Raw genomic sequence first — 22619 nt, 5'->3', positions numbered from 1 at the left:
CGCGCAGCGACCATACCGGCCGGCTGGTATGGTCCGTCAGGCCGAGGTCACCGGCTCGTCCGGCGCGCCCAGGAGGGTGCTTGCGGAGCTGCCGCGGCCGCGGATCAGCTCGGCCGCCTTCTCAGCGATCATCATCGTCGGCGCATTGGTGTTGCCGCCGATCAGGGTCGGCATGATGGACGCGTCGACCACCCGCAGGCCCTCGACGCCGTGCACCCGCAACTCGGCGTCGACGACCGCGTCCGGATCGTCCGCCGGCCCCATCTTGCAGGTGCTGCAGGGGTGGTACTCGGTGTCGGCCGAGCGGCGGATGTCCCGCTCGAGCGCCACCGGATCGTTGGCATCGACCGGATAGAGCAAGGGCCCGCGGTAACGGTCCAGCGCCGGATGGGCCATCAGGCGCAGCGATTGGCGGGTCGCGTCGAGCAGCGTCGCCATGTCGGCCGGATCGCTGAAATAGCGCGGATCGATCTGCAGCGAATCCGCCGCATCGGTGCTCGCCAGCGTGACCTGGCCACGGCTGCGTGGCCGCGCCAGCGTGATGTGCAGGCTGTAGCCGTGGCCGAGGTGCATCTTGCGGTTGTGATCGTCGACCATCGCCACCACCAGCGCGAGCTGGATGTCCGGCACCGCGAGTTCCGGCCGAGTCCGGAAGAACGCCCCCGACTCGGCGACGTTGGTCGTGATCAGCCCGGTCCGCCGGGCCCGCCACTCGCGCACGCCGTTCAGCAGATTCGCCGCCCCGCGGGCCGACATGCCCAGCGTCGCGTCGCGATCGGCCGACCGCCAGATGAAGGTGGCGGTGACGTGGTCCTGCAGGTTCTGTCCGACCCCGGCCAGCTCATGGACGACCGGAATGCCCCAGCGCTGCAGGTCGGCTCCCCGCCCCACGCCCGACAGCATCAGCAGCTGCGGCGAGCCGAACGCGCCGCCGCTCAGCAGCACCTCGCGCCGCGCCGCGATCACCCGCCGGGTGCCGCCGACGCGGACCTGCACGCCGGTGGCCCGGCGCCCGTCGAAGACGATCTTCTCGGCCTGCGCCCGGGTCAGCACCGTCAGGTTCGGACGCCCCAGGTGCGGCGTCAGATAGGCCTTGGCTGCGCTGCAGCGTTCGCCGTCCTTCTGCGTCACCTGGGCCAGGAAGCAGCCCTCCTGACGGGCGCCGTTGTAATCCGGCGTGCGCGCGATGCCGGCGGCTTCGCAGGCGCGCAGAAAGGCCTCGTTGATCGGACTCGGGTTGCGCAAGGCCGCAACGTTGAGCGGACCGCCGACGCCGCGATAGGCGCTCGCGCCCAAGCACTCGCAATGCTCCGAGCGCTTGAACAGCGGCAGCACGCTGGCGTAGTCCCAGCCGGCGTTGCCCAGCGCGGCCCAGTGGTCGTAGTCGCTGGCATGGCCGCGGGTGTAGACCATCGCGTTGACCGAACTGCTGCCGCCCAGCGTCCTGCCGCGCGGCTGGAACGCCCGGCGACCATGAAGCCCGGGCTGCGGCACCGACTCGAAGCGCGAGGCGTTCAGGCCGAACGGCGCGCTGGCGGCGAAGCCCAGCGGGGCGTGGATGAACACGCTGCGGTCGGGTGGACCGGCCTCCAGCAGGCACACGCGGACCGAGGGATCCTCCGACAGCCGCCCCGCCAGCACGCAGCCGGCGGAGCCGCCGCCGACGATGACATGGTCGAACTCCATGGCCGCGTTCACCGGGTGAGGAATTTCAGCATCGCGTCGGCCAGCTTGCCGTACGGCGGCGCCAGGAATTTCATGCCGCTGAAGCGCGCCTGGTAGAACACCGGCCGCAGCTTGGAAAAGGTGATGAAGCCCTCCTGCCCGTGGTAATGGCCCATGCCGGAGGCGCCGACCCCGCCAAACGGCAGGTCGTGCTGCGCCACATGGAACAGCGCGTCGTTGACCGACACGCCGCCCGACATCACCCGGTCCAGCAGCGACTGCACCCGCTGCGGGTCGTTGCTGAACGGATAGATCGCCAGCGGCCGCGGCCCGGCGTTGATCCGGGCCACCACCTGATCGAGCGCGGTATAGGCGCGCAGCGGCAGGATCGGACCGAAGATCTCGCGCTGCAGCAGTTCGCAATCCGCCGGCGCGTCCAGCACCAGGTGCGGCGCGATCTTGCGGCTGGCGCGGTCGAAGGCCGGCCCCGGCAGCAGCGGGATCAGCGTGGCGCCGCGCTCGCGGGCGTCGTCCAGCGCGGCGAGCAGGCGGTCGAACGCGCGCGGATCGATGATCGAGGTGTAATCGGGCGAGGCCAGCGTCGGATAGCGCGCCGGCACGATCTCGCGCGCCAGCTGCACGAACTCGGCGATCCGCGACTGCGGCAGCCACGCATGGTCGACGGTGGTGCAGATCTGGCCGGCGTTCAGGCATTTGACGAACAGGATGCGCTCGGCCGCGGTACGCAGCGGGAAATCGTCGCAGACGATCGCCGGCGACTTGCCCCCCAGCTCCAGCGTCACCGGGCACAGGTTCTGCGCGGCGGCCGCCATCACCGAGCGCCCGGTCTGGCCCGAGCCGGTGAACAGCAGGTGGTCGAACCCGAGCTTCGAAAACTCGATGCCCACACCGCCGGTCTCGTCGAAGAACTGCAGCTTCTCCGGCGGGAAGTAGGCCGGCATCTTCTCGATCAGCAACGCGGCCAGGTGGCGCGAGTTCTCGCTCATCTTGACCATCGCCCGGTTGCCCGCCGCAAAGATGTAGGTCAGCGGCACCAGGCTCAGGTTGACGGGGAAGTTCCAGGGCACGATCACGCCGACCACGCCCAGCGGCTGCGGAATCACGCGGTTGCGGGCGCCGAAGAAATTGCGCAGATCGACGCCGCGGCGCTGAGGCTTCATCCAGCCGCGCAGCTTGCCGATCACATGATCCACCCCATCGATCGCCGGAAAGATCTCGGCCAGCAGGCTCTCGTGACGCGAGCGGTGGCCGTAGTCGGCGCTGATCGCGTCGCACAAGGCGTCCTTGTGATCGCGGATGAAGCGCTGCAGCGTGCGCAGGTCGGCCTGGCGCTCGGCCAGCGTGGGCACCGGATGCGCCAGGTAGGCGGCGCGCTGGCGTTCGAGAACCGCCTCGAGGGTCGATCGCAGAAGGGGCTCGGCTTGGTCCATGACGGGGTTCCTTGCGGTGAGTGATCCGGCGGCCGACACGCAGGCCCGGCGCGACCGACAGCATCCCGCGGCGCGGCCGGATCGATGTTACCCATGGCGGTCATATTGTTGACTTTTGGCGACACAACAGGAAAGCCCCTAGAGGGCGCGGCCCGCGCTCAGGAGGCGGCACTCGAGAGACCGGCGCCGGCGGCGAGCCGAGCCTGGCGGAAGGCCGTCGGCGACACCCCGAACCAGCGCCGGCAACTGCGCGTCAACGCCGACGCCTCGGCGTAGTCCAGCCGCGCGGCCAGCTGGGCCATCGACGGCGCGTCCGGCCGCGCCACCAGCTCCTCGAACAGGCTGCGGCGCAATCCGTCCTTCAGCTGTTCGAAGGTCAGCCCCTCTTCGCCGAGCCGGCGTTGCATGGTGCGCGGATGGATCGCCAGCATCTGGGCCACCACCGCATGCGACGCCCGCCCGGTGCCGAGCAACTGCTGCACCAGCAGGCGGACCCGGTCGGAAAAGGCCCGCTGCGGCGCCGCGAAACGCGTGTCCATGTAGGTCTGCGCCAGCGCGCGCATCATCGCGCTGCTTTGCGGCATCGCGCGGTCCAGGTCCGCGGCCGCCAGCCGCACCGCGGCCCGCGGCTGGTCGAAGTGGCAGCGTTCGTGCAGCAGCCGGGCATAGCTGGCGGCCGGGCCGCAGCGCGGGTGCGGCAGCATCACCTGATGCAGCCGGATCTCGCCCCGCCCCAGCTGGCGCAAGCCCTGCACGATCAGACCCAGCGCCAGCTCGACGGCCTGGACCGATGCCTTGGCGCCCGGCAGGTCGATCGCGTAGCACAGGTCCACCGCGTCCGCGCGCCCCGGCACCGGCTCGGCCTGCAGCCGGATCGCCGGGCTGTGCACGTACATGTAGCGCGACGCCATCGCGATCGCCTGGCCCACCGTGGCCGAATGCTCGATCACCACCGCCATCGGCCCGAGCGTGTCCAGCCCCTGGCGCTGCGACAGCCGCAGGCCGAAGTCGCCGCAGCCGGCGTCGGCGGCGGCGCGCTCCAGCAGATCGATCATCGCGCCGTACGGGATGAGGCCATCGGGGTCGGCCAGCGACGCGGGCGACAAACCCACCCGCCGCAGTTGCCGGTCCACGTCCAGCCCCAGCGAGGCGGCGAGGGCCGGGTAGCCGGTCAGTGCGGCGGCACGGATCAGGTTGTTCATCGCGACGACGGGGATTCGCAGGCGGTCGGGGACATCGGGAGCGGCTCGCGGGCAAGAAGCCCGGCGTCCGTGGTCCGCGATGCTAGGCGGCCCGCACGCCCGCCGCAATGGCGCAAGCCCCCGAGGCGGCGTGCCCGCGCTCAGGCGATCGCGAACGCCAGCACCACCGCACCCAGGGCCAGCAGGCCCAGCCCGGTGATGAAGACCGACTCGGCCAGCGATTCCTTCTTCGCGCTGGCGTGCGGCGAGCGCATCGACACGAAGGACAGCACTGCGCTGAACAGGAACACCAGCGCGTCCATCGCCAGCAGCTTGTCGACCAGGTGGTGGATCTCGGTGCTGCGACCCAGGTGTCCGATGGACAACACCGTCATGCACACGCCGATCATCGTCGACGAGGTCGGCAGGATGTGCGCCGACAGGCCGCTGCCGGACGACTCGTTCTTACCCATGTCGGCGCGGCGAACGATCCGCCGCAACGGGCCGGGCGGAAGGAGCAAGCGAGGTCGAGCGGGCAGGCAGGCGCATGGGACGCAGGCTAGGCGTTCCCGATGAACCCTGGATGAAGCGCCGATGAGGCCAGGATTAGGGCCGCCCGCCGGACCCGACCGACCGGAGCCACCACGTATGCTTGCGCCATGAACACCTTGACTCCCCCCAGCCGCAGCGCCGAAGAACAGGCCCGGCTGGACGCCACGCTGACCGACCTGTTCGAACACCGCATCTGCTTCAACCAGACGCTGGGCATGACGGTGGCCAGCCTGCAGCCCGACGCGCCGGCGCTGCGGCTGGAGATGCGGCCCGATCTGATCGGCCACGCCTTGCACGGCCGGCTGCACGGTGGCGTGATCGCCACCGCGCTCGACACCGTCGGCGGCCTGGCGCTGATGCTGGCGATGGCCGCCAAGCACCCGGACGAAACCACCGAGCAGCTCACGCACCGCTTCGGCCGGATCGGCACCATCGATCTGCGGGTGGACTACCTGCGCCAGGGCCAGGGCCGGCACTTCGTCGCCAGCGGCGAGGTCACCCGGCTGGGCGGGCGTGTCGGGGCCACCCGAATGCAACTGGTCAACCATGAAGGCACGCTGATCGCGACCGCCGCCGCGGCGTACATCATCAGCTGAGCCCCCCGGGAAGATCCCAGGGGTGCGGCGTCGCCAAAGCGACCCCGCTGCTTGGCCGCCCGCGCGAAGATGGCGCCTCCCTGCGGAGTCCTGCCCATGCCCACCTCCCCTGCCCTGCCCGGCACCCGACATCGCCGCATCTGTCCCTTGTGCGAAGCCTGCTGCGGCCTGGAGATCCAGGTCAGCGAGGGCCGGGTGACGCGCATCCGCGGCGCGCAGGACGATGTCTTCAGCGCCGGCTACCTGTGCCCCAAGGGCGTGGCCCTGGGAGAGCTGCACGAAGACCCGGACCGCCTGCGCACGCCGCTGATCCGCCGCGGCGACCATTTCGAGCCCGCCACCTGGGACCAGGCCTACGCCGAGGTCGAGCGCCGGCTCACGCCCATCCTGACCGCGCATGGGCGTGACGCGGTGGCGCTGGCGGTCGGCAACCCGGCCGCGCACAAGATGGGGCTGTTGCTGTACTTCGCCCGCCTGGCCCGGGGCCTGGGGTCGAAGAACATCTATTCGGCCTCGACGCTGGACCAGATGCCCAAGCAGTTGCAGAGCGGACTGATGTTCGGCCACTGGCTCAGCGTCGCGGTGCCCGACATCGAACGCTGCGACTGGCTGCTGGTGCTGGGCGCCAACCCGATGGTCAGCAACGGCAGCCTGTGGACCGTGCCCGATTTCCGCGCCAAGGCCAAGGCCTTGCGCGAGCGCGGCGGCCGGCTGGTGGTGATCGATCCGCGCCGCAGCGAGACCGCCCAGGTGGCCGACGAGCACCACCCGATCCGTCCGGGCGCCGACGTCTTCCTGCTGGCCGCGATGGTGCACACGCTGTTCGCCGAAGACCGGGTCCGCCTCGGCCGCCTGACCGACTGGACGGTGGGCGTGGACGCGGTGCGCGACGCGGTCGCGCCCTTCAGCCCCGAGGCCGTGGCCGCGCGCTGCGGCGTGCCGGCCGACACCGTCCGCCGCCTGGCCCGCGAGCTGGCCGGCGCCGAGCGCGCCTGCGTCTACGGCCGCATCGGCACCTGCACCCAGGCCTTCGGCACGCTGGCGTCCTGGCTGATCGACGTGCTCAACCTGCTGACCGGCCACCTCGACTGCCCCGGCGGCGCGATGTTCCCGCAGGCCGCTGCCTTTGCCGCCAACACCCTGGGCCGGCCCGGCACCGGCCGCGGCGTGGTCACCGGCCGCCACGCGAGCCGCGTCAGCGGCGTGCCCGAGGTCTTCGGCGAGCTGCCGATGACGCTGCTGGCCGAGGAGATCGAGACCCCCGGCGTCGGCCAGGTGCGGGCGCTGATCACCGTGGCCAGCAACCCCGTGCTGTCGGCCCCCGGCGGCCCGCGCCTGGCCGCGGCGCTGGACGGACTGGATTTCATGCTCAGCCTGGACATCTACCTCAACGAGACCAGCCGCCACGCCGACGTGATCCTGCCCGGCCTGTCGCCGCTGGAGGAGAGCCACTACGACATCTCGTTCACCCAGCTCAGCCACCGCAACCACGCGCGCTACAGCCCGCCGGTGCTGCCGCCAGCGGACGGCCACCCGGCCGAGTGGCAAAGCCTGCTGACGCTGCTGGCCATCGTCCAGGGCCGCGGCGCCGACACCGACGTGCTGGCCCTGGACGACGCGCTGCTGGCCGAAGAACTGCGCCGCCAGGTCGGCGACGACGCGGCGCCCGCACTGATCGCCGCGCTGGCCCCACGCCGCGGGCCCGACCGGCTGCTCGACCTGGCGCTGCGCAGCGGTCCCTACGGCGATAGCTTCGGCCAGCGCCCGGACGGCCTGAGCCTGGACCGCCTGCGGGCCGCCCCCGACGGCATCGACCTGGGACCGCTGAAGCCGCGCCTTCCCGAGCTGCTGCGCACGCCCAGCGGCCGCATCGAGCTCGCGCCGGCGCTGCTGCTGGCCGACCTGCCCCGCGCACTGGCAGCGCTGCACGAACCCGCCCCCGCGTTCAGCCTGATCGGGCGGCGCGACGTGCGCAGCAACAACAGCTGGATGCACAACCTGCCGCTGCTGGCCAAGGGCCCGGAGCGCTGCACACTGCTGATGCACCCCGAGGACGCGGCCCGGCTCGCGCTGGCCGACGGCCAGCCGGCCTGCATCCGCCTGCGCGAAGGCCGGCAGCTCACCGCGCCGGTCGAGCTGAGCGACACCGTGCCGCCCGGCGTCGTCAGCCTGCCGCATGGCTGGGGCCATGACCTGCCCGGCGCGCGGCTGGGGCTTGCGGCCGAGCGGCCCGGCGTCAACCTGAACGCCGTGCTGGACGAGCGGCTGAGGGACCCGTTGTCGGGCAACGCGGTGCTGTCCGGCGTGGCCGTCTCCATCGCCGCCGCCTGAGCCCCGGCATGGGAGGGCGCACCGGCGGTGGGGTACCATGCGCGCCGTTCGCGGCCGCCCCACGCCGCATGACCCCGGGTCCGAGCGGGCCCCTCCGGAGCTTCCTCATGCAAGTCGTCTGCCTCGACCTCGAAGGCGTCCTCGTCCCCGAGATCTGGATCGAGTTTTCCAAGCGCACCGGCATCCAGGAGTTCTCGCGCACCACCCGCGACGAACCCGATTACGACAAGTTGATGCGTTTTCGCATCGCGCTGCTGGCTCGGCACGGCCTGAAGCTGGCCGACATCCAGCAGGTGATCGCCGGCATGAGCCCGTTGGAAGGCGCCCAGGCCTTCCTGGACGGCCTGCGCCAGCGCTACCAGGTGATCATCCTCTCGGACACCTTCTACGAATTCGCGGACCCGCTGATGCAGCAGCTCGGCCGTCCGACCCTGTTCTGCCACAAGCTGGTGGTGGACGAGGCCGGCTTCGTACAGGACTACCGGCTGCGCCAGCCCGACCAGAAGCGCCATGCCGTCAACGCGCTGAAGAGCCTGAACTTCCAGGTCTTCGCCGCCGGCGATTCGTACAACGACACCGGCATGCTGGGTGCAGCCGATGCCGGCTTCTTCATCCACCCGCCCGAATCCATCGTCGCCCAGTTCCCGCAGTTTCCGGTGCACCGCGACTATCCGACGCTGCGCGCCTCGATCGACGCGGCAGCCGCGCGCGCCCTCGCCCAGGCCTGACGCGGCATTGCCGCTGCGGGCGCGCCGACGGTTGCTCAGAGCTTGCGCGCCACCACGCTGCCGATCGAATAGCCGGCGCCGAAGGAGCAGATCACCCCCAGGTCGCCGGCCTGCAGGTCGGCCCGGTGGTGGTGGAAGGCGATGATGGAGCCGGCCGACGCGGTGTTGGCGTAGTCGTCGAGGATCAACGGCGCGATGTCGTCACCCACCTCGCGCCCCACCAGCTTCTTCAGCACCAGCTGGTTCATGCCCAGGTTGGCCTGGTGCAGCCAGAAGCGGCGCACCGCCGTCGGCTCGAAGCGCAGCGCCTGCAGGTGGGCCTCGATGTGGGCCGCGGCCATCGGCACCACTTCCTTGAACACCTTGCGGCCCTCCTGGCGGAAGGTCTTGTCGCGGGCCAGCGGGTCGCTGTCCTCGGCGCGGTTCATGAAGCCGAAGTTGTTGCGGATCGCGTTCGAGAACTGGGTCACCAGCTTGGTGCCCAGCACCTCCCAGCGGTCGGCCGAGGTGGCGGTGTCGGCGGCCTCGACGATCGTGGCGGTGCAGACATCGCCAAAGATGAAATGGCAGTCGCGGTCGCGCCATTCCAGGTGGGCCGAGGTGATCTCGGGGTTCACCACCAGCACGCACCGGGCGGTGCCGGCCTTGACCGCATTGACCGCCTGCTCGATCGCGAAGGTGGCCGACGAACACGCCACGTTCATGTCGAAACCGTAGCCGCGCGCGCCGATGGCCTGCTGGATCTCCACCGCCATCGCCGGGTAGGCACGCTGCATGTTGGCCGAGGCGCACAGCACCGCGTCCACGTCGGCGCCGGTCTTGCCGGCGGCGGCCAGCGCCTTGTTGGCGGCGTCGGCGGCGATCTCGGCCATCAGCGACAACTGATCGTCCGGCCGGGCCTGGAAGCGCGGGTACATGCGGGTCGGGTCCAGCACGCCGGATTTCTCGATCACGTAGCGCTGCTTGATGCCCGAGGCCTTCTCGATGAACTCGACGCTGGACGGCGTCATCGCCGCGATCTCGCCCGCCGCGATGGCCGCGGCGTTCTTCTCGTTCTGCAGCGCGGCGTAGGCGTTGAAGGCCTCGACCAGTTCGGCGTTGGTGATGACGTGGGGCGGCTGGTACAGGCCAGTGCCGCTGATGACGACTCGGGTCATGAGGGGGTCCGAAAAAAAATGGCGATCCGCCAGTGTAGGCAGACCGCCCGGTGCCGCCCCTCCGGAAAAACCGAGGGGCCTCTCCAGACCGGGGCCGGCAGGCGCCGGTCGCCAGGCCGCGGCCCGGCGCCGCCTCAGCTCCGCTTGCGCGCGGCGGCCGGCTTGGCCGCTGCGGGAGCGGCTTGCTGGAAGGCCTCGGACATGCCGATCAGCACGCCGCTGACCAGCGCGGTGTAGCTGTCGGCGAGCGCCTCGGCCGCCTTCATGCCGACTGCGCGGCCATCACGCAGCGCCTTCTGCATCTGGGCAGTGACCTGCTCCACCGTCGCGTTGGCCTGCAGGCCAGCCTGCGAGCCGCCGACCTGGAACTTCTCCATCACCTGCTGCCACGGGCCGGCCAGGCCGTCGCTGGCGGAGCCGGCCGCCTTGCGCACCGCGGCGAACATCGTGTCTTCGAGCTGCTCCAGATCGGCCATCGCCTTCTTCAGGTGTTTTTCCTTCAGGCTCACGCCCTGGTCGACGAAGCTCGTCAGCGCCATGCGGTTGGCTTCCACCGCCTTCAGCAGCGCCTGGTCGATGCCGGCCACCGCCGAATCGAGCATCTTCTCGACGTCGATCTTGGGCAGCACGTTCTGCGCCGTGCCGGCGCTGGCCGCCTCGGTCACCGACTTGACCACGCCGCGGATGTTCTTCAGGCTCATCTCGCGCCCCTGCAGCGCGCCCAGAGTGGCCTGGGTCACCGCGGCCTTCAGCTGCGCCGTCTGCTTTGCGCTGGCGGTGGCGAATTTCTCGATCAACGCGTCCTGGTCGATACCCGATTTCAGCATGGTCTCTCCTCGTCAAGGGATGGATGTTCGCTCTGCCGGCACCGCAGGCCCGCGCGGTGCCGACAGCCTTGCTGCAGCGTAACCGCCAGCGCCGCTTCAGTCCAGCGCAGCGTTCAACTGGCGTGCGTAATCGGCCAGACCCGCCAGCAGGCCGCGGGCGCGCTCGTCGGCGCCGTCGCCCAGCTCGGCCAGCCGCTGCTGGAAGGCCGCCAGGCTCAGACCGCCGCCCTCCCCGTCGATCAGCCGGCCCCGGCGCAGCGCCGCCCAGCGCTGCGCCTCGTCGGCGCCGAGCGTGGCCGGGAAGTTCCGGGCGCGCCAGCGGAAGACCAGCTCCTCCAGCCGCGGGTCGTCGAAGCTGGCGCCGCGCAGCGCGGGGTCGTCGGGCGGCAGGCGGTGCAAGCGGTCGAGCCGGCGGCGGTCCGGGTCGTCGAGGAATCCGCCGTACAGGTCTTCGTCGACGTCGCTGGCGCGATCCGGGGCCGGGCGTTCGAACACCTCGGGCCAGATGCCGGCCATCGCCGCCCCCCGCTGCGCCGCCAGTTCGGCGTGGCGCTGCACCGCCGCCCAATCGACGCCCCAGCGCTCGGCCATCTCGGGCGACAGCGTCTTGAGGTTGGCGATCACCACCGGCGACTTGTTGACGTGGATGGTCTTGAGCGGCAGCCGGGTGACGCCTTCGGGCAGATCCTCGCTGCGAGTGAACAGCCGCTCGCGGATCGCCGCCGCGTTCAGCGTGAACAACTCGCTCGGGTCCTGCGCCAGGTCCCACACGATCAGCTCGTTGCGGTTGCTGGGGTGCGGCGCCAGCGGCCACACCACGGCCAGGCACCCGCGCTCGGGCCCGTACATGCCCGAGATGTGCAGAAACGGCCGGCCCTGGCGCTGTGCGGACTCGATCTCGGCCCACACCGCCTGCTTGCTGCGCAGCTTCAGGCAGAAGTCCCACAGCCGGGGCTGTGCTGCCTTGATCTGGCGGGCCAGCGCGATGGTGGCGCGCACGTCCGACAAGGCGTCGTGCGCCGCTTCGTGCACCAGGCCGTTGGCCACCGTCAGGTGTTCGAGCTTGAACGAGGGCCGGCCATCGTCATGCGTGGGCCACTGCAAGCCTTCCGGCCGCAGCGCGTACATGCAGCGCACGGTGTCCAGCAGGTCCCAGCGGCCGCAACCGTTCTTGTATTCGCGCGCATACGGGTCGATCAGGTTGCGCCAGAACAGGTGGCGCGTGACCTCGTCGTCGAAGCGGATCGAGTTGTAGCCCACGCCCACCGTGCCGGGCCGCGACAGCGCCTGCGCGATGGCCTGCGCGAACGCGTCCTCGATCACGCCGCGCTCCAGGCAGTGCTGCGGCAGGATGCCGGTCAGCAGGCAGGATTCCGGATCGGGCAGCGTGTCCGGCGCCGGCCGGCAATACAGCATCACCGGCGCTTCCACCTCGTCCAGGTCGGCATTGGTGCGCACCCCGGCAAACTGCGCCGGTCGGTCGCGCCGCGGCACCCGGCCAAAGGTTTCGTAGTCGTGCCAGAAGAAGCTGAAATCGGCCATGGGGTCACGATACCCCAGGCCTTGACCTGACCGTGGCCGCCAGACTACGGTCACCTGGACGCCGCGCTCAGGAGCCGGGCCGCGGCACCGGCGCGGCCAGTGCGTCCAGCCCCTGGCCTTGCTGGGCCAGCAGCTTTTCCAGCGCGGGCAGCAGCGGGCCCAGGCGTTCGTCCAGCGCGTCGCGCACGGTGTCGACGAAGACCTGGGTGGCGCGTTCGATCTCGATGTTCAGCGGGTCACCGGGCTGCTTGTCGCCGAAGGTGGTCATGCGCAGGGTTTCGGGGATCAGCCAGACCTCGAACCAGCCCTCCGTCTTGTTCACGTCGGCCACGGTCAGGCTGGCACCGTTGAGGGCGATGTAGCCCTTGGCGAAGACGTAGCGCATCCACGGCGCCGGCACGGCCACGCGGATCACGTGGTTGTTCTCGGGCTGGCGGATGGCGGCGACGGTGGCGGTGACATCCACATGGCCCGACAGCGGGTGGCCGCCGATCTCGGCGCCGTCTTTCGCGGCGCGCTCGACGTTGATGCGGCTGCCGGGCTTGAGCTGGCCCAGCGTGGTCAGGCTGAGGCTTTGCTGCATCACGTCGAAGTCGGCCGCGTCGCCGCCGTGCAGTGTGGTGACGGTCAGGCAGACGCCGTCGCAGGCCACGCTGGCGCCGATCGCCAGCTCGTGCGCGAAGCCGGGCGGGAACTGCAGCGTGAAGCTGCGCAGGCCGGGGCGGTCGGTGATGCGGGCGACGGTGGCCACGCCTTGAACAATGCCGGTGAACATGGGGAGCTGGGCTGGCGACGGCCGCCGATGCGCGGTGCGCCGTGCGACGCACCGGATCCGGGCCTTCGGGTGGATGAAAGCGCCGATTGTCGCGCCGGCGCGCCGACCTGGGCGCTACGGTGGCGACGCGGCGTCGGGCTCGCGCCAGCCACGCAACGCCTCCAGCGCCACCGCGTGCGCCTGCGCGAACTCCTGCGCCAGGCACGCGCAGGCGTCGAACGCCGCCTGACCGGCCGCCACCTCCAGGCGGCTGGCCACGCCGGCCAAGGTGCCGGCCCCGATCGCGCCGGCTACCGACACCACCGAATGGGCCAGGCGCGACACCGCCTCCAGATCGGCGCGGGCGAGCGCCTCCTTCAGGCGCTGGGCGTCGGCGCCGTGCGTCTCTTGAAACGAGCGCATCACCCGGCGATACAGGTCCGCCCGTCCCATGCAGTGGCGCAGGCCCAGCTCGAAATCGATCGGCGCCTGCGCTGCGCCGGCGGCCCCCCGCGCGGCGCAGCGCGGGGTCGCCCGGTCGTGCGACAACCAGAACGACATCCTGGCGAACAGCTCCGCGGGCTCGAAGGGCTTGACGACCACGTCGTCCATGCCCGCCGCCAGGCACAGATCCCGGTCGCGCGGCATCGCGTGCGCTGTCATCGCCAGGATAGGCACGCGGGCCCCGCCGGGCGCCTCGCGGATGCGGCGGGTGGCCTCGTAGCCGTCCACCCCGGGCATTTGCACGTCCATCAGGATCAGGTCGTACGCGCCGGTGCGGGCCCGCTCGATGGCCTGCACGCCATCGGTGACCACGTCGACCTGGGCCCCGGCCACGTCGACCAGCAAGTCCACCGCCACCAGCCGATTCAATTCATTGTCTTCGGCGAGCAGGATGCGCCGGCCCTGCAGGTCGCTCGCCGCCTCGCCTGCCAGATCGGGCGGGCGACCGGAGCGCGGCGGCGTCGGCCGGTCGGGGTCCGGCGCGACCCGCACGGCGCCGGTTTCGGCGCACCCCAGGCTCAGCGTGACATGGAACTCGCTGCCCTCGCCCGGCGTGCTGCTGACGCCGATCTGCCCACCCATGCGCTCCACCAGTTGCCTGCTGATGGCCAGGCCCAGTCCGGTGCCGCCATGGCGCCGGGTGGTGCTGGGGTCCAGTTGCTCGAACGGTTGAAACAGCAGCGCGCACTGCGCAGGAGTCAGGCCCGGCCCGGTGTCGCGCACGGTGAAGCGCAGGCTCACCCGGCCTGGATCGGCCGGCCCGACGCGGGCCGTGGTCACGACGATGTCTCCGCGCTCGGTGAACTTGACCGCGTTGCCGCAGAGGTTGAGCAGCACCTGGCCGAGGCGCAGCGGATCGCCCACCAGCTGCGGCGGCACGTCTGCGCCGGTGTCGAGCAGAAACGCCAGCCCTTTCTGCGACGCCGCCAGGCCGACGATCGCGGTGACCCGATCCAGCAATTCCTGCAACGCAAACGGCCTCGCCTCGATCGCCAGCTTGCCGGCCTCGAGCTTCGAGAAATCCAAAATGTCGTTGACGATCCCCAGCAGCGATTGCGCCGCGCTCTGGATGTGGAGCAGGTAGGTACGGCACTTCGAGTCCGTTCCGTCGCCCCGCAGCGCCAGGCCGGCCAGGCCAAGGATGGCGTTCATCGGGGTGCGGATCTCGTGGCTCATGTTGGCCAGGAAGTCGCCCTTGGCACGGGTCGCCGCCTGCGCCTCGTCGCGGGCCGAAAGCAGGGCCTGGTTGCTCGCCTCGAGCGCCAAGGTGCGCTCGGCGACCCGCTGCTCCAGTTCGGCGTTGAGCGACCGGAGCGCGCGCTCCGCCCGCCGTCGCGCCGAGATGTCTTCGAGGAAGACGAGCGTCTCCTGCTCGCTATCCAGCCCGATGCTGGTGACCGACACCTGGCACTCGAATGCGACCCCGTCGCTGCGGCAGGCCATCACCTCGTAACGATCGTCGACCGCCAGGCCGGCCTCGCGCTGCCGGGTGCGGGCGACCATGGCCGCGCGGTCCGCCGGTGCGATCAGGTCCAGCACGCGCAGCCGCCCCGCCGCCGCCAGATTCGGCAGGCCGAACAGGCGCAGAAAACTCGGGTTGCCGTAGACCACGTCATCGCCGCGCGACACGCCGATCGCCACCGGCGCATCATCGATCAGTTGGCGAAAGCGTTGCGCGCTGGCCAGCTTCAGGTCGTCGGCCTGGCGGCGCGCCGTGGCGTCCATCGCGACCCCGATCAGCCGCTCGATCTTGCCGTCCTCCCCCACCAAGGCGCTGCCGTGCGTCTCCAGCCAGTGCACGCTGCCGTCGGGCCAGATCACGCGCTCCTCGGCCCGGTAGCCGGAGCTCTGGCCGCGCAGGCACGCGATCAGGCGCTGCCGCGAGGGCTCGGCGTCGTCGGGATGCAGGCATGCCAGGAACTCGGGGAATCGGCCGCCGAAGCTGCCAGGCGGCAATCCGAGCAGGACCGACATGTCGCCGTACCACTCGGCCTGTGGCTCGGCGACCGTCCACATCCAGGTCACGACGCCGACCGCGGCCTGGGACTGCGCCAGCAGGTTGGCCGCATGCCGCTCCCCGGACTCGTGGCCCGGCGGCAGGCCCGGCGCCCCGGTGGGCGAGTTGCTCTGAGGAGGCATGTCGGAGGGCAGACCACGCGCGGCGCCCCGGCGGGGCGTAGGCCGCTACTATGCCCCAACCCGTCGCCCGATCCGAGCGCCCGCGCCGCGGGGCGCCGCGCCCCGTGGTCAGCCGCCCAGCGGCTGACGCAGCAGCTGCGCCGCCTCGTCGTCCGTCCACAGCCGGGTGCGGGCCTTGAAATGCAGGCCTTCGGCGTCCTCGAGCGAGAAGGTGCCCAGGCTGCCCTGCCCCACGTCGAGGATGATCTGCGTGCCTTGCAGGTACTCTGCCTGGGTGCGGCTGGCGTAGAACGGCACGCCGCCGACCTCGCCGAACAGCAGGTCGCTGCTGTTCAGGTTCATCTCGCCGGGCGCGAAGCACATCGGCGTGCTGCCGTCGCAGCAACCGTGCGACTGGTAGAAGAAGATCGCGCCGTGGCACTGGCGCAGGCGCTCGATCAGGGCCAGCGCCGCCTCGGTGGCGGTGACGCGTTGCACGGGGTCCATGGGGGCTTCCTTGGCGAGTGGAGACAAGCGCCTCGCCGGCATGAAAAAGGGCGGCCTGGGCCGCCCTTCGCTGCATGACGCCGAGGCGCCGCGATCAGAAGAAGCCGAGCTTGTTCGGATCGTAGCTGACCAGCAGGTTCTTGGTCTGCTGGTAGTGGTCCAGCATGACCTTGTGGGTTTCGCGGCCGATGCCCGATTCCTTGTAGCCGCCGAAGGCCGCGTGCGCCGGGTAGGCGTGGTAGCAGTTGGTCCACACCCGGCCGGCCTGGATCTGGCGGCCGAAATGGTAGGCGCGGCTGCCGTCGCGGGTCCAGACGCCGGCGCCCAGGCCGTAAGGCGTGTCGTTGGCGATGGCCAGGGCTTCCTTGTCGTCCTTGAAGGTGGTCACGGCCAGCACCGGGCCGAAGATCTCTTCGCGGAAGATGCGCATCTGGTTGTTGCCCTTGAACAGCGTGGGCTGGATGTAGTAGCCGCCGGCCAGGTCGCCGCTCATCTTGGCGGCCGAGCCGCCGATCAGCACTTGCGCGCCTTCCTGCTTGCCCAGTTCCAGGTACGAGAGGATCTTGTCCTGCTGCATCGCCGAGGCCTGCGCGCCCATCATGGTGTCGGTGTCGAGCGGGTCGCCCTGCTTGATCGCGGCGACGCGCTTGAGGACCTTCTCGATGAAGCGGTCGTACATCGATTCCTGGATCAGCGCGCGGCTCGGGCAGGTGCAGACCTCGCCCTGGTTGAAGGCGAACAGCACCATGCCTTCGATCGCCTTGTCGAGGAAGGCGTCGTCGGCCGCCATCACGTCGTCGAAGAAGATGTTGGGGCTCTTGCCGCCCAGCTCCAGCGTGGCCGGAATCAGGTTGCTGGCCGCCGCCTGCGCGATCACGCGGCCGGTCGCGGTCGAGCCGGTGAAGGCGATCTTGGCGATGCGCTTGCTCTGGGCCAGCGGCATGCCGGCTTCACGGCCATAGCCGTTGACGATGTTGAGCACGCCCGGCGGCAGCAGGTCGGCGATCAGTTCCACCAGCACCAGGATGCTGACCGGGGTCGATTCGGCAGGCTTGAGCACGACGCAGTTGCCGGCGCCCAGCGCGGGGGCCAGCTTCCAGGCGGCCATCAGGATCGGGAAGTTCCACGGAATGATCTGGCCGACGACGCCCAGCGGTTCGTGGAAGTGGTAGGCGATGGTGTTGCCGTCGATCTCCGACAGCGCGCCTTCCTGCGCCCGCAGGCAGCCGGCGAAATAGCGGAAGTGGTCGACGGTCAGCGGGATGTCGGCGTTCAGCGTCTCGCGGATCGGCTTGCCGTTGTCCACGGTCTCGGCGTAGGCCAGCTTCTCGAGGTTGGCTTCGATGCGGTCGGCGATCTTCAGCAGGATGTTGGCACGGGTGGCGGCCGGCGTGGCGGCCCAGCCGTCCTTGGCGGCGTGCGCGGCGTCCAGCGCCAGGTTGATGTCGGCCTCGTTCGAGCGCGCGCACTGGGTGTAGACCTTGCCGCTGATCGGCGAGATGACATCAAAGTACTGGCCGTTCACCGGGGCCACGAACTTGCCGCCGATGAAGTTGTCGTACTTGGCCTTGAAGGCGACGGGGGCGCCGGCGGCGCCGGGATGGGCATACAGCATGGTTGTCTCCTAATGCATGCGTGGGTGAGCGTGAATGGCCTTCGGGCAGCGCGTCGGCCCGGCAGCACGGACAGCCCATCGCACGCGCCGTGCCAGCCCGGCTTGTGCCGGAACCGGCCGCGTCCCGGCTGAAAACAGGTCCAAATCCTGCGTTGATGTGTCCCAACGGCAGGTGTCGCGTCACAGCTGTCACCCAACGGAACAACCAGCCCCCTTTTTTCTGCTGAAACCCTCGAATCGCCTCGCAAGCCCTCGCGTCGACCCTCATGAACGAGTTTGCATAGGTGATTCAAAGCGGAGCAAAAACCGATATGCACCAAGCCCTCAGCCCCGTCCTTCCGCTCGCCACCGTGCGCGAGGCGCGCCGCCAGTTGAACAGCCATGGCGAGGTTTCAGCAGAACTGGTGGGCAGCACGCTGGCCCGGTCATGGCAGCGCAGCGCCGAAGCCGGCCTGGTCCCCGGTGGCCGCCCTCCCGGTGCGCCCCACGCGTCGGCCCCGCAACTGGCCCGCGCGCTCGAGCTGCACCGCGAGCTGGTCGCGCACGCCCGGCCGGTGATGGAGTTTCTCTACGAGCAGACCCGCGACACCGACAGCATGGTGATCCTGGCTGATGCCCAGGGCATGCTGCTGCACGCCTTGGGCGACGCCGGCTTCGTGGGCCGCGCCGAGCGCGTCGCACTGCGCCCCGGAGCGACCTGGCATGAACGCTGGCGCGGCACCAACGCGATCGGCACCGTGCTGGCCGAAGGCCAGCCACTGGTGATCCATGCCGGCGAGCATTACCTGGAGCGCAACGCCTTCCTGACCTGTGCCGCCGCGCCGATCCACGATCCGTCGGGCCGCCTGCTCGGCGCGCTCGACCTGTCGGGCGACCACCGCGGCTTCCACCGCCACACGCTGGGGCTGGTGCGATCGGCGGTGCGCATGATCGAGCACCGGTTGTTCGAGACCCGCCATGCCGCCGGCTTCCGGCTGCGCCTGCACGCCCAGCCGGAAGGCGTGTCCACGCTCACCGAGAGCCTGCTGGCCTTGTCCGAGGACGGCTGGATCGTCGGCGCCAACCACGCCGCGCTGAGCTCGCTGGGCATCGGCTGGTCGGACATCGGTGCGCGCCAGGTCGACGAGCTGCTGGACCTGCGCGTCGACACCTTGTCCGAGCTGTGGTGCCGCCCCGGCCACCCGCCGGTGGCCGTCCAGACCCGCGATGGCCGGGCGCTGTGGCTGCGCGCCGAGCCCGGGCGCCAGAGCATCACGATGGCCGCCGCGCCGGCACCGCGCGGCGACGCACCGCCGCCCGCGCTGGCCGCCGCGCGGCCGGGCGCCGGCGCCCCAGCGCAGGATGCACTGGCGGCCCTGGACACGGGCGATGCCGCGCTGCGCAGCGCGCTGGAGCGGGCGCGCCGGGTGCTGGACAAGCCGATCGCGCTGCTGCTGCAGGGCGAGTCCGGCGTCGGCAAGGAGGTGTTTGCGCGCGCCGTGCATGCCAGCGGGCCGCGGCGCCGACAGCCGCTGGTGGCGGTGAACTGCGCCGCGCTGCCCGAATCGCTGATCGAGGCCGAGCTGTTCGGCTACCGGCCGGGGGCATTCACCGGCGCGAGCCGCGACGGCGCGCCGGGCCGCATCCGCGAGGCCGATGGCGGCACGCTGTTCCTGGACGAGATCGGCGACATGCCGCTGGCGATGCAGGGCCGCCTGCTGCGCGTGCTGCAGGAACGCCAGGTGCTGCCGCTGGGCGGCGGCAAGCCGGTGGCGGTGGACATCCAGCTGGTCTGCGCCACCCACCGGCCCTTGCGCGAGGAAATGAAGGCCGGCCGCTTCCGCGAAGACCTGTACTACCGCATCAACGGCCTGACCCTGCAACTGCCGCCGCTGCGCGAGCGCCAGGATCTGCCGGCGCTGATCGAGCGGCTGCTGGCCGAGCTGAACCCGCAGCGGCGCGTCGCGCTGACGCCGGAGCTGGCCTTGCGCATGGCCGGCTACGCCTGGCCCGGCAACCTGCGCCAGCTGGCCAACGCGCTGCGCACCGCCTGCGCGCTGATGGACCCGGGCGACGACGCGATCGACTGGCAGCACCTGCCCGACGACCTGGCCGAAGACCTGCGCGGCGCGCTGGCGGCCCAGCCGGCGGCGGCCGAGGCCGAGCCCGGCAGCCTGCGGGCGGTCGAGCAGCGCAGCGTCGAACGCGCGGTGGCCGAGGCGCAGGGCAATCTGTCGGAAGCGGCGCGGCGCCTGGGCATCAGCCGCAACACGCTCTACCGCCGCATGCGCGCGCAGCCCAGGGCGGGCGGCTGACGGCCGCGGCGCGCTGCCGCCCACGCGCCGGCCATCGCCGGAGATGGCCCGGTGCGACCCCTCAGTTGCGCGCCTCGGATCCGGCGACGCTCGCTACAGTCGGTACAGGTGCAGGCCCTCGGCCTCGCGCATGATTCACCGCCGCCCCGGATCGGCAGCCCCCCGGCAAGGCCCTGCCGTCGACCCTTCATGAAGCGCATCCTGATCGTCGAAGACCAGCCCGACCTCCGCGAGCTCATCCGCATGAGCCTGGAACTGGGCGACTATGAGATCCACGAGGCCGAGGACGGCGATTCGGCGCTGGCGATGGCCGCGCAGGTGTCGCCCGACCTGATGCTGCTGGACGTGATGATGCCCGGCTCGGTCGACGGGCTGGGCGTCTGTCGGCGCATCAAGGCCGACCCGGCACGCCGGAACACCAGGATCATCATGTTGTCTGCGCGGAGCCAGGCGGCGGACCGCATGGCCGGCCTGAACGCCGGCGCCGACGACTATCTGGTCAAGCCCTTCAGCCCGCGCCAGCTGCTGCAGGTCGTGCGGCGCACGATCTGAGGTCTGGGCCGCGCGCTCCCCAGCCGAGCCCCACCGCATGGACGCCACCCCACCGCGCGACCTCGCTCGGGCTGACCACCGGCCCGCGCGCGACGGCAGCCTGGCGCAGTGGCTGGCCCAGCCGGCCCTGCTCTGGGTGGCGCTGGCTGCGGCCTTCGCGCTGACGCTGGTGGCCTGGCGCGTGTCGCTGCGGCAGGCACGCCACGAGGCCCGTGCCCGCTTCGAGCAGCGCGCCGACCAACTGCATGCCCGGTTGATGCGCCGCGTCGCGGGCTGCGAGGCGATGCTGCGCGGCGGCGCCGCGCTGTTCGATGCCGACCAGGGCCAGGTGTCGCGCGCCGCCTGGCACCGCTTCGTCGATTCGCTGGACATGCCCACGCACTTTCCCGGTGTCCAAGGGCTGGGGCTGAGCGAGCTGATCGCGCCGGAGCAACTGGCGGCCCACCAGCAGGCCGTCCGTGCCGACGGCTTCGCCGACTACCGCGTCTGGCCGCCCGGCTGGCGCGACACCTACAGCAGCGTCGTCTATCTGGAACCGTTCGACGCGCGCAACCGCCGCGCCTTCGGCTTCGACATGCTGTCGGAGTCGACCCGGCGCGCCGCGATGTCACGCGCGCGCGACAGCGGGCAGATGGCCACCACCGGCATCCTGCGGCTGGTGCAGGACGCCGGCCAGCGGGACCAGAACGGCTTCCTGGTCTTTCTGCCGGTCTACCGCGGCGGCGCGCGGCCGGATTCGGACGCCGCACGCCGCGCGGCGCTGTGGGGCTGGGTCTACGCGCCGGTGCGGGTCGGCGACCTGATGGCGGTGCTGGAGCCCGCCGATCGCCGGGACATCGCGTTCCAGCTTCACGACGGCGTCCAGGCCGCGCCCGGCAATCTGTTCTACGACAGCGAGGCCGCCGGTGCCGAGGCCGCCCGGCCCGACGCCCTGCAGCGGCAGCGCTCGCTGAGCTTCGGCGGCCGCGAATGGACCGTGGTCTATCGCAGCTTGGGCGCCAGCGCCGCGCCCGACATGCTGCAGCCAACGCTGGTGGCCGGTGCGGGCGTGACGATCAACCTGCTGCTGGTCGGCATGGTGGGCCTGCTGATCCGCCGCCGGCGCCAAGCCGAGGGCGAGGTGCTGCAGCGATCGGACGAGGTGCGCTCGCGCACGCTGTGGCTGGACGCGGTCAGCAGCCTGTCGCCCGATGGCGTGCTGGTGTTCGAGCGCGACGCCGCGGGGGTCGCCCGGCTGGTCTTCACCAACCCGGCGTTCAGCCGCCTGTTCGGCCTGCAGCCGCTGGAATTGCTGGGCCTGAGCGAAGCCGCGGTGGACGCCTGGCTCGCCGGCCTCGCCACCGACGGCGCCGCGATGCCGCCGCTGGCGCCGGGCGACGTCACGCTGCGTCTGGCCGGGCCGCCGCGGCGGGTGCTGCAGCGCAGCCAGCGCGAGGACGCGCGTCAGCGGGTTTACTACTTCAGCGACGTGACGCGGGAATCCGAGGTGGATCGGCTCAAAGGCGAGTTCCTGACCACGGCCGCCCACGAGTTGCGCACGCCGCTGGCGAGCGTCTACGGCTTCTCCGAATTGCTGCTCGAACCGGACCTGCCCGAGGCGCGCCGCATCAAGGTCAGCCAGATCGTGCACCGCCAGGCCGGCGTGCTCAAGCACCTGGTCGACGAACTGCTGGACCTGGCGCGCATCGACGCCCGCGGCGACCATGACTTCGTGCGCGAACGCTGCGACCTGCGCGAAGTGGCCGAAACCGCCGCCGAGTCGATGCTGCAGCCCGACCAGCCGTCGCGCATCACGCTGGCGCTCGGCCCGGCCGCGCTGTGGGCCCTGGCCGACGCCGCCAAGCTGCGGCAGGCGCTGGTCAACGCGTTGTCGAACGCCGTCAAGTACTCGCCCGACGGCAGCCCGATCACGCTGGACACCCTTCGTGAACTGCGCGACCAGGTGCCCTGGGTGGGCCTGCGGGTCACCGACCACGGCATCGGCATGGACGCCGAGCAATGCGCCCGGGCATTCGAACGCTTTTACCGCGCCGACCCGTCGGGCCACATCCTGGGCGCCGGACTGGGCCTGGCCATCACGCGCGAGGTGATGGCCTTGCACGGGGGCGAGGTCAGCCTGCACAGCCAGCCGGACATCGGCACCACGCTGACGCTGTGGCTGCCGCTGTTGCCGGCGCTGGACGAGGCCGACCTGCGCGCCGCCGCGCCGCCACCGGACGTGGCGCCCGCCGGCGCCACCTGAGGC

The 22619-nt window shown here is 71.2% G+C and carries 17 protein-coding genes; 6 read left to right on the top strand and 11 right to left on the bottom strand.

Annotation, left to right across the window (positions count from 1 at the left end; genetic code table 11):
- Positions 1-36: 36 nt before the first annotated feature.
- From AC0N04_RS13580 to AC0N04_RS13565, 4 genes are all read right to left on the bottom strand, one after another.
- Positions 37-1686: a GMC family oxidoreductase gene (locus AC0N04_RS13580; RefSeq protein ID WP_474283068.1), complete on the bottom strand. Its 1650-nt coding sequence runs from the start codon at positions 1684-1686 to the stop codon at positions 37-39.
- 8 nt (positions 1687-1694) lie between these two features.
- Positions 1695-3116, bottom strand: a complete 1422-nt coding sequence (locus AC0N04_RS13575) for a coniferyl aldehyde dehydrogenase (protein ID WP_474282511.1) — start codon at positions 3114-3116, stop codon at positions 1695-1697.
- Between the two features lie 158 nt (positions 3117-3274).
- On the bottom strand, positions 3275-4318 hold the full coding sequence (locus AC0N04_RS13570; protein WP_474282509.1) for an AraC family transcriptional regulator: 1044 nt from the start codon (positions 4316-4318) through the stop codon (positions 3275-3277).
- 140 nt (positions 4319-4458) lie between these two features.
- The gene (locus AC0N04_RS13565) at positions 4459-4770 is read right to left on the bottom strand and encodes a hypothetical protein (protein WP_474282507.1); all 312 of its coding nucleotides are present in this window, start codon (positions 4768-4770) and stop codon (positions 4459-4461) included.
- A gap of 186 nt (positions 4771-4956) precedes the next feature.
- Between AC0N04_RS13565 and AC0N04_RS13560 the strand changes: the two genes are divergently transcribed.
- From AC0N04_RS13560 to thrH, 3 genes are all read left to right on the top strand, one after another.
- Entirely contained in the window at positions 4957-5445 is a 489-nt protein-coding gene (locus tag AC0N04_RS13560; RefSeq protein WP_474282505.1) for a thioesterase family protein, read from the top strand.
- A gap of 96 nt (positions 5446-5541) precedes the next feature.
- Positions 5542-7776: a molybdopterin-dependent oxidoreductase gene (locus AC0N04_RS13555; RefSeq protein WP_474282503.1), complete on the top strand. Its 2235-nt coding sequence runs from the start codon at positions 5542-5544 to the stop codon at positions 7774-7776.
- A 107-nt stretch (positions 7777-7883) separates the two neighbouring features.
- Positions 7884-8504 (top strand): bifunctional phosphoserine phosphatase/homoserine phosphotransferase ThrH, encoded by a 621-nt coding sequence (gene thrH, locus AC0N04_RS13550; RefSeq protein ID WP_474282501.1) that lies wholly within the window; start codon positions 7884-7886, stop codon positions 8502-8504.
- A gap of 35 nt (positions 8505-8539) precedes the next feature.
- Here the strand turns inward: thrH and AC0N04_RS13545 are convergent, their stop codons facing one another.
- From AC0N04_RS13545 to exaC, 7 genes are all read right to left on the bottom strand, one after another.
- Positions 8540-9661 (bottom strand): beta-ketoacyl-ACP synthase III, encoded by a 1122-nt coding sequence (locus AC0N04_RS13545; RefSeq protein ID WP_474282499.1) that lies wholly within the window; start codon positions 9659-9661, stop codon positions 8540-8542.
- A gap of 134 nt (positions 9662-9795) precedes the next feature.
- Complete coding sequence (locus AC0N04_RS13540; RefSeq protein ID WP_474282496.1) at positions 9796-10488, bottom strand: DUF6781 family protein; 693 nt, start codon at positions 10486-10488, stop codon at positions 9796-9798.
- Positions 10489-10584: 96 nt separating this feature from the next.
- Positions 10585-12030 (bottom strand): exodeoxyribonuclease I, encoded by a 1446-nt coding sequence (gene sbcB / locus AC0N04_RS13535; protein ID WP_474282494.1) that lies wholly within the window; start codon positions 12028-12030, stop codon positions 10585-10587.
- Between the two features lie 67 nt (positions 12031-12097).
- Positions 12098-12805: a riboflavin synthase subunit alpha gene (locus AC0N04_RS13530; RefSeq protein WP_474282492.1), complete on the bottom strand. Its 708-nt coding sequence runs from the start codon at positions 12803-12805 to the stop codon at positions 12098-12100.
- A gap of 114 nt (positions 12806-12919) precedes the next feature.
- Positions 12920-15427, bottom strand: coding sequence for a hybrid sensor histidine kinase/response regulator (locus AC0N04_RS13525; protein WP_474282490.1), 2508 nt, complete (start codon positions 15425-15427; stop codon positions 12920-12922).
- Between the two features lie 108 nt (positions 15428-15535).
- Positions 15536-15913 carry a DUF779 domain-containing protein gene (locus tag AC0N04_RS13520; RefSeq protein ID WP_474282488.1) on the bottom strand — a complete coding sequence of 126 codons (378 nt, stop codon included), beginning with the start codon at positions 15911-15913 and terminating at the stop codon, positions 15536-15538.
- A gap of 94 nt (positions 15914-16007) precedes the next feature.
- Positions 16008-17528: an acetaldehyde dehydrogenase ExaC gene (exaC, locus tag AC0N04_RS13515; RefSeq protein WP_474282486.1), complete on the bottom strand. Its 1521-nt coding sequence runs from the start codon at positions 17526-17528 to the stop codon at positions 16008-16010.
- Between the two features lie 311 nt (positions 17529-17839).
- Between exaC and AC0N04_RS13510 the strand changes: the two genes are divergently transcribed.
- The 3 genes from AC0N04_RS13510 to AC0N04_RS13500 all read left to right on the top strand — a co-directional run bounded on the left by AC0N04_RS13510 (position 17840) and on the right by AC0N04_RS13500 (position 22616).
- Complete coding sequence (locus AC0N04_RS13510) at positions 17840-19822, top strand: sigma-54-dependent Fis family transcriptional regulator (protein WP_474282484.1); 1983 nt, start codon at positions 17840-17842, stop codon at positions 19820-19822.
- A 189-nt stretch (positions 19823-20011) separates the two neighbouring features.
- Positions 20012-20374: a response regulator transcription factor gene (locus AC0N04_RS13505; RefSeq protein WP_474282482.1), complete on the top strand. Its 363-nt coding sequence runs from the start codon at positions 20012-20014 to the stop codon at positions 20372-20374.
- A gap of 37 nt (positions 20375-20411) precedes the next feature.
- The gene (locus AC0N04_RS13500) at positions 20412-22616 is read left to right on the top strand and encodes a CHASE domain-containing protein (RefSeq protein WP_474282480.1); all 2205 of its coding nucleotides are present in this window, start codon (positions 20412-20414) and stop codon (positions 22614-22616) included.
- Positions 22617-22619: the final 3 nt, after the last annotated feature.

Source organism: Ideonella sp. sgz306126, from assembly GCF_056032705.1.
The sequence above is the reverse complement of the archived record's forward strand: the minus strand, read 5'-3'. Positions and strand labels throughout refer to the sequence as shown.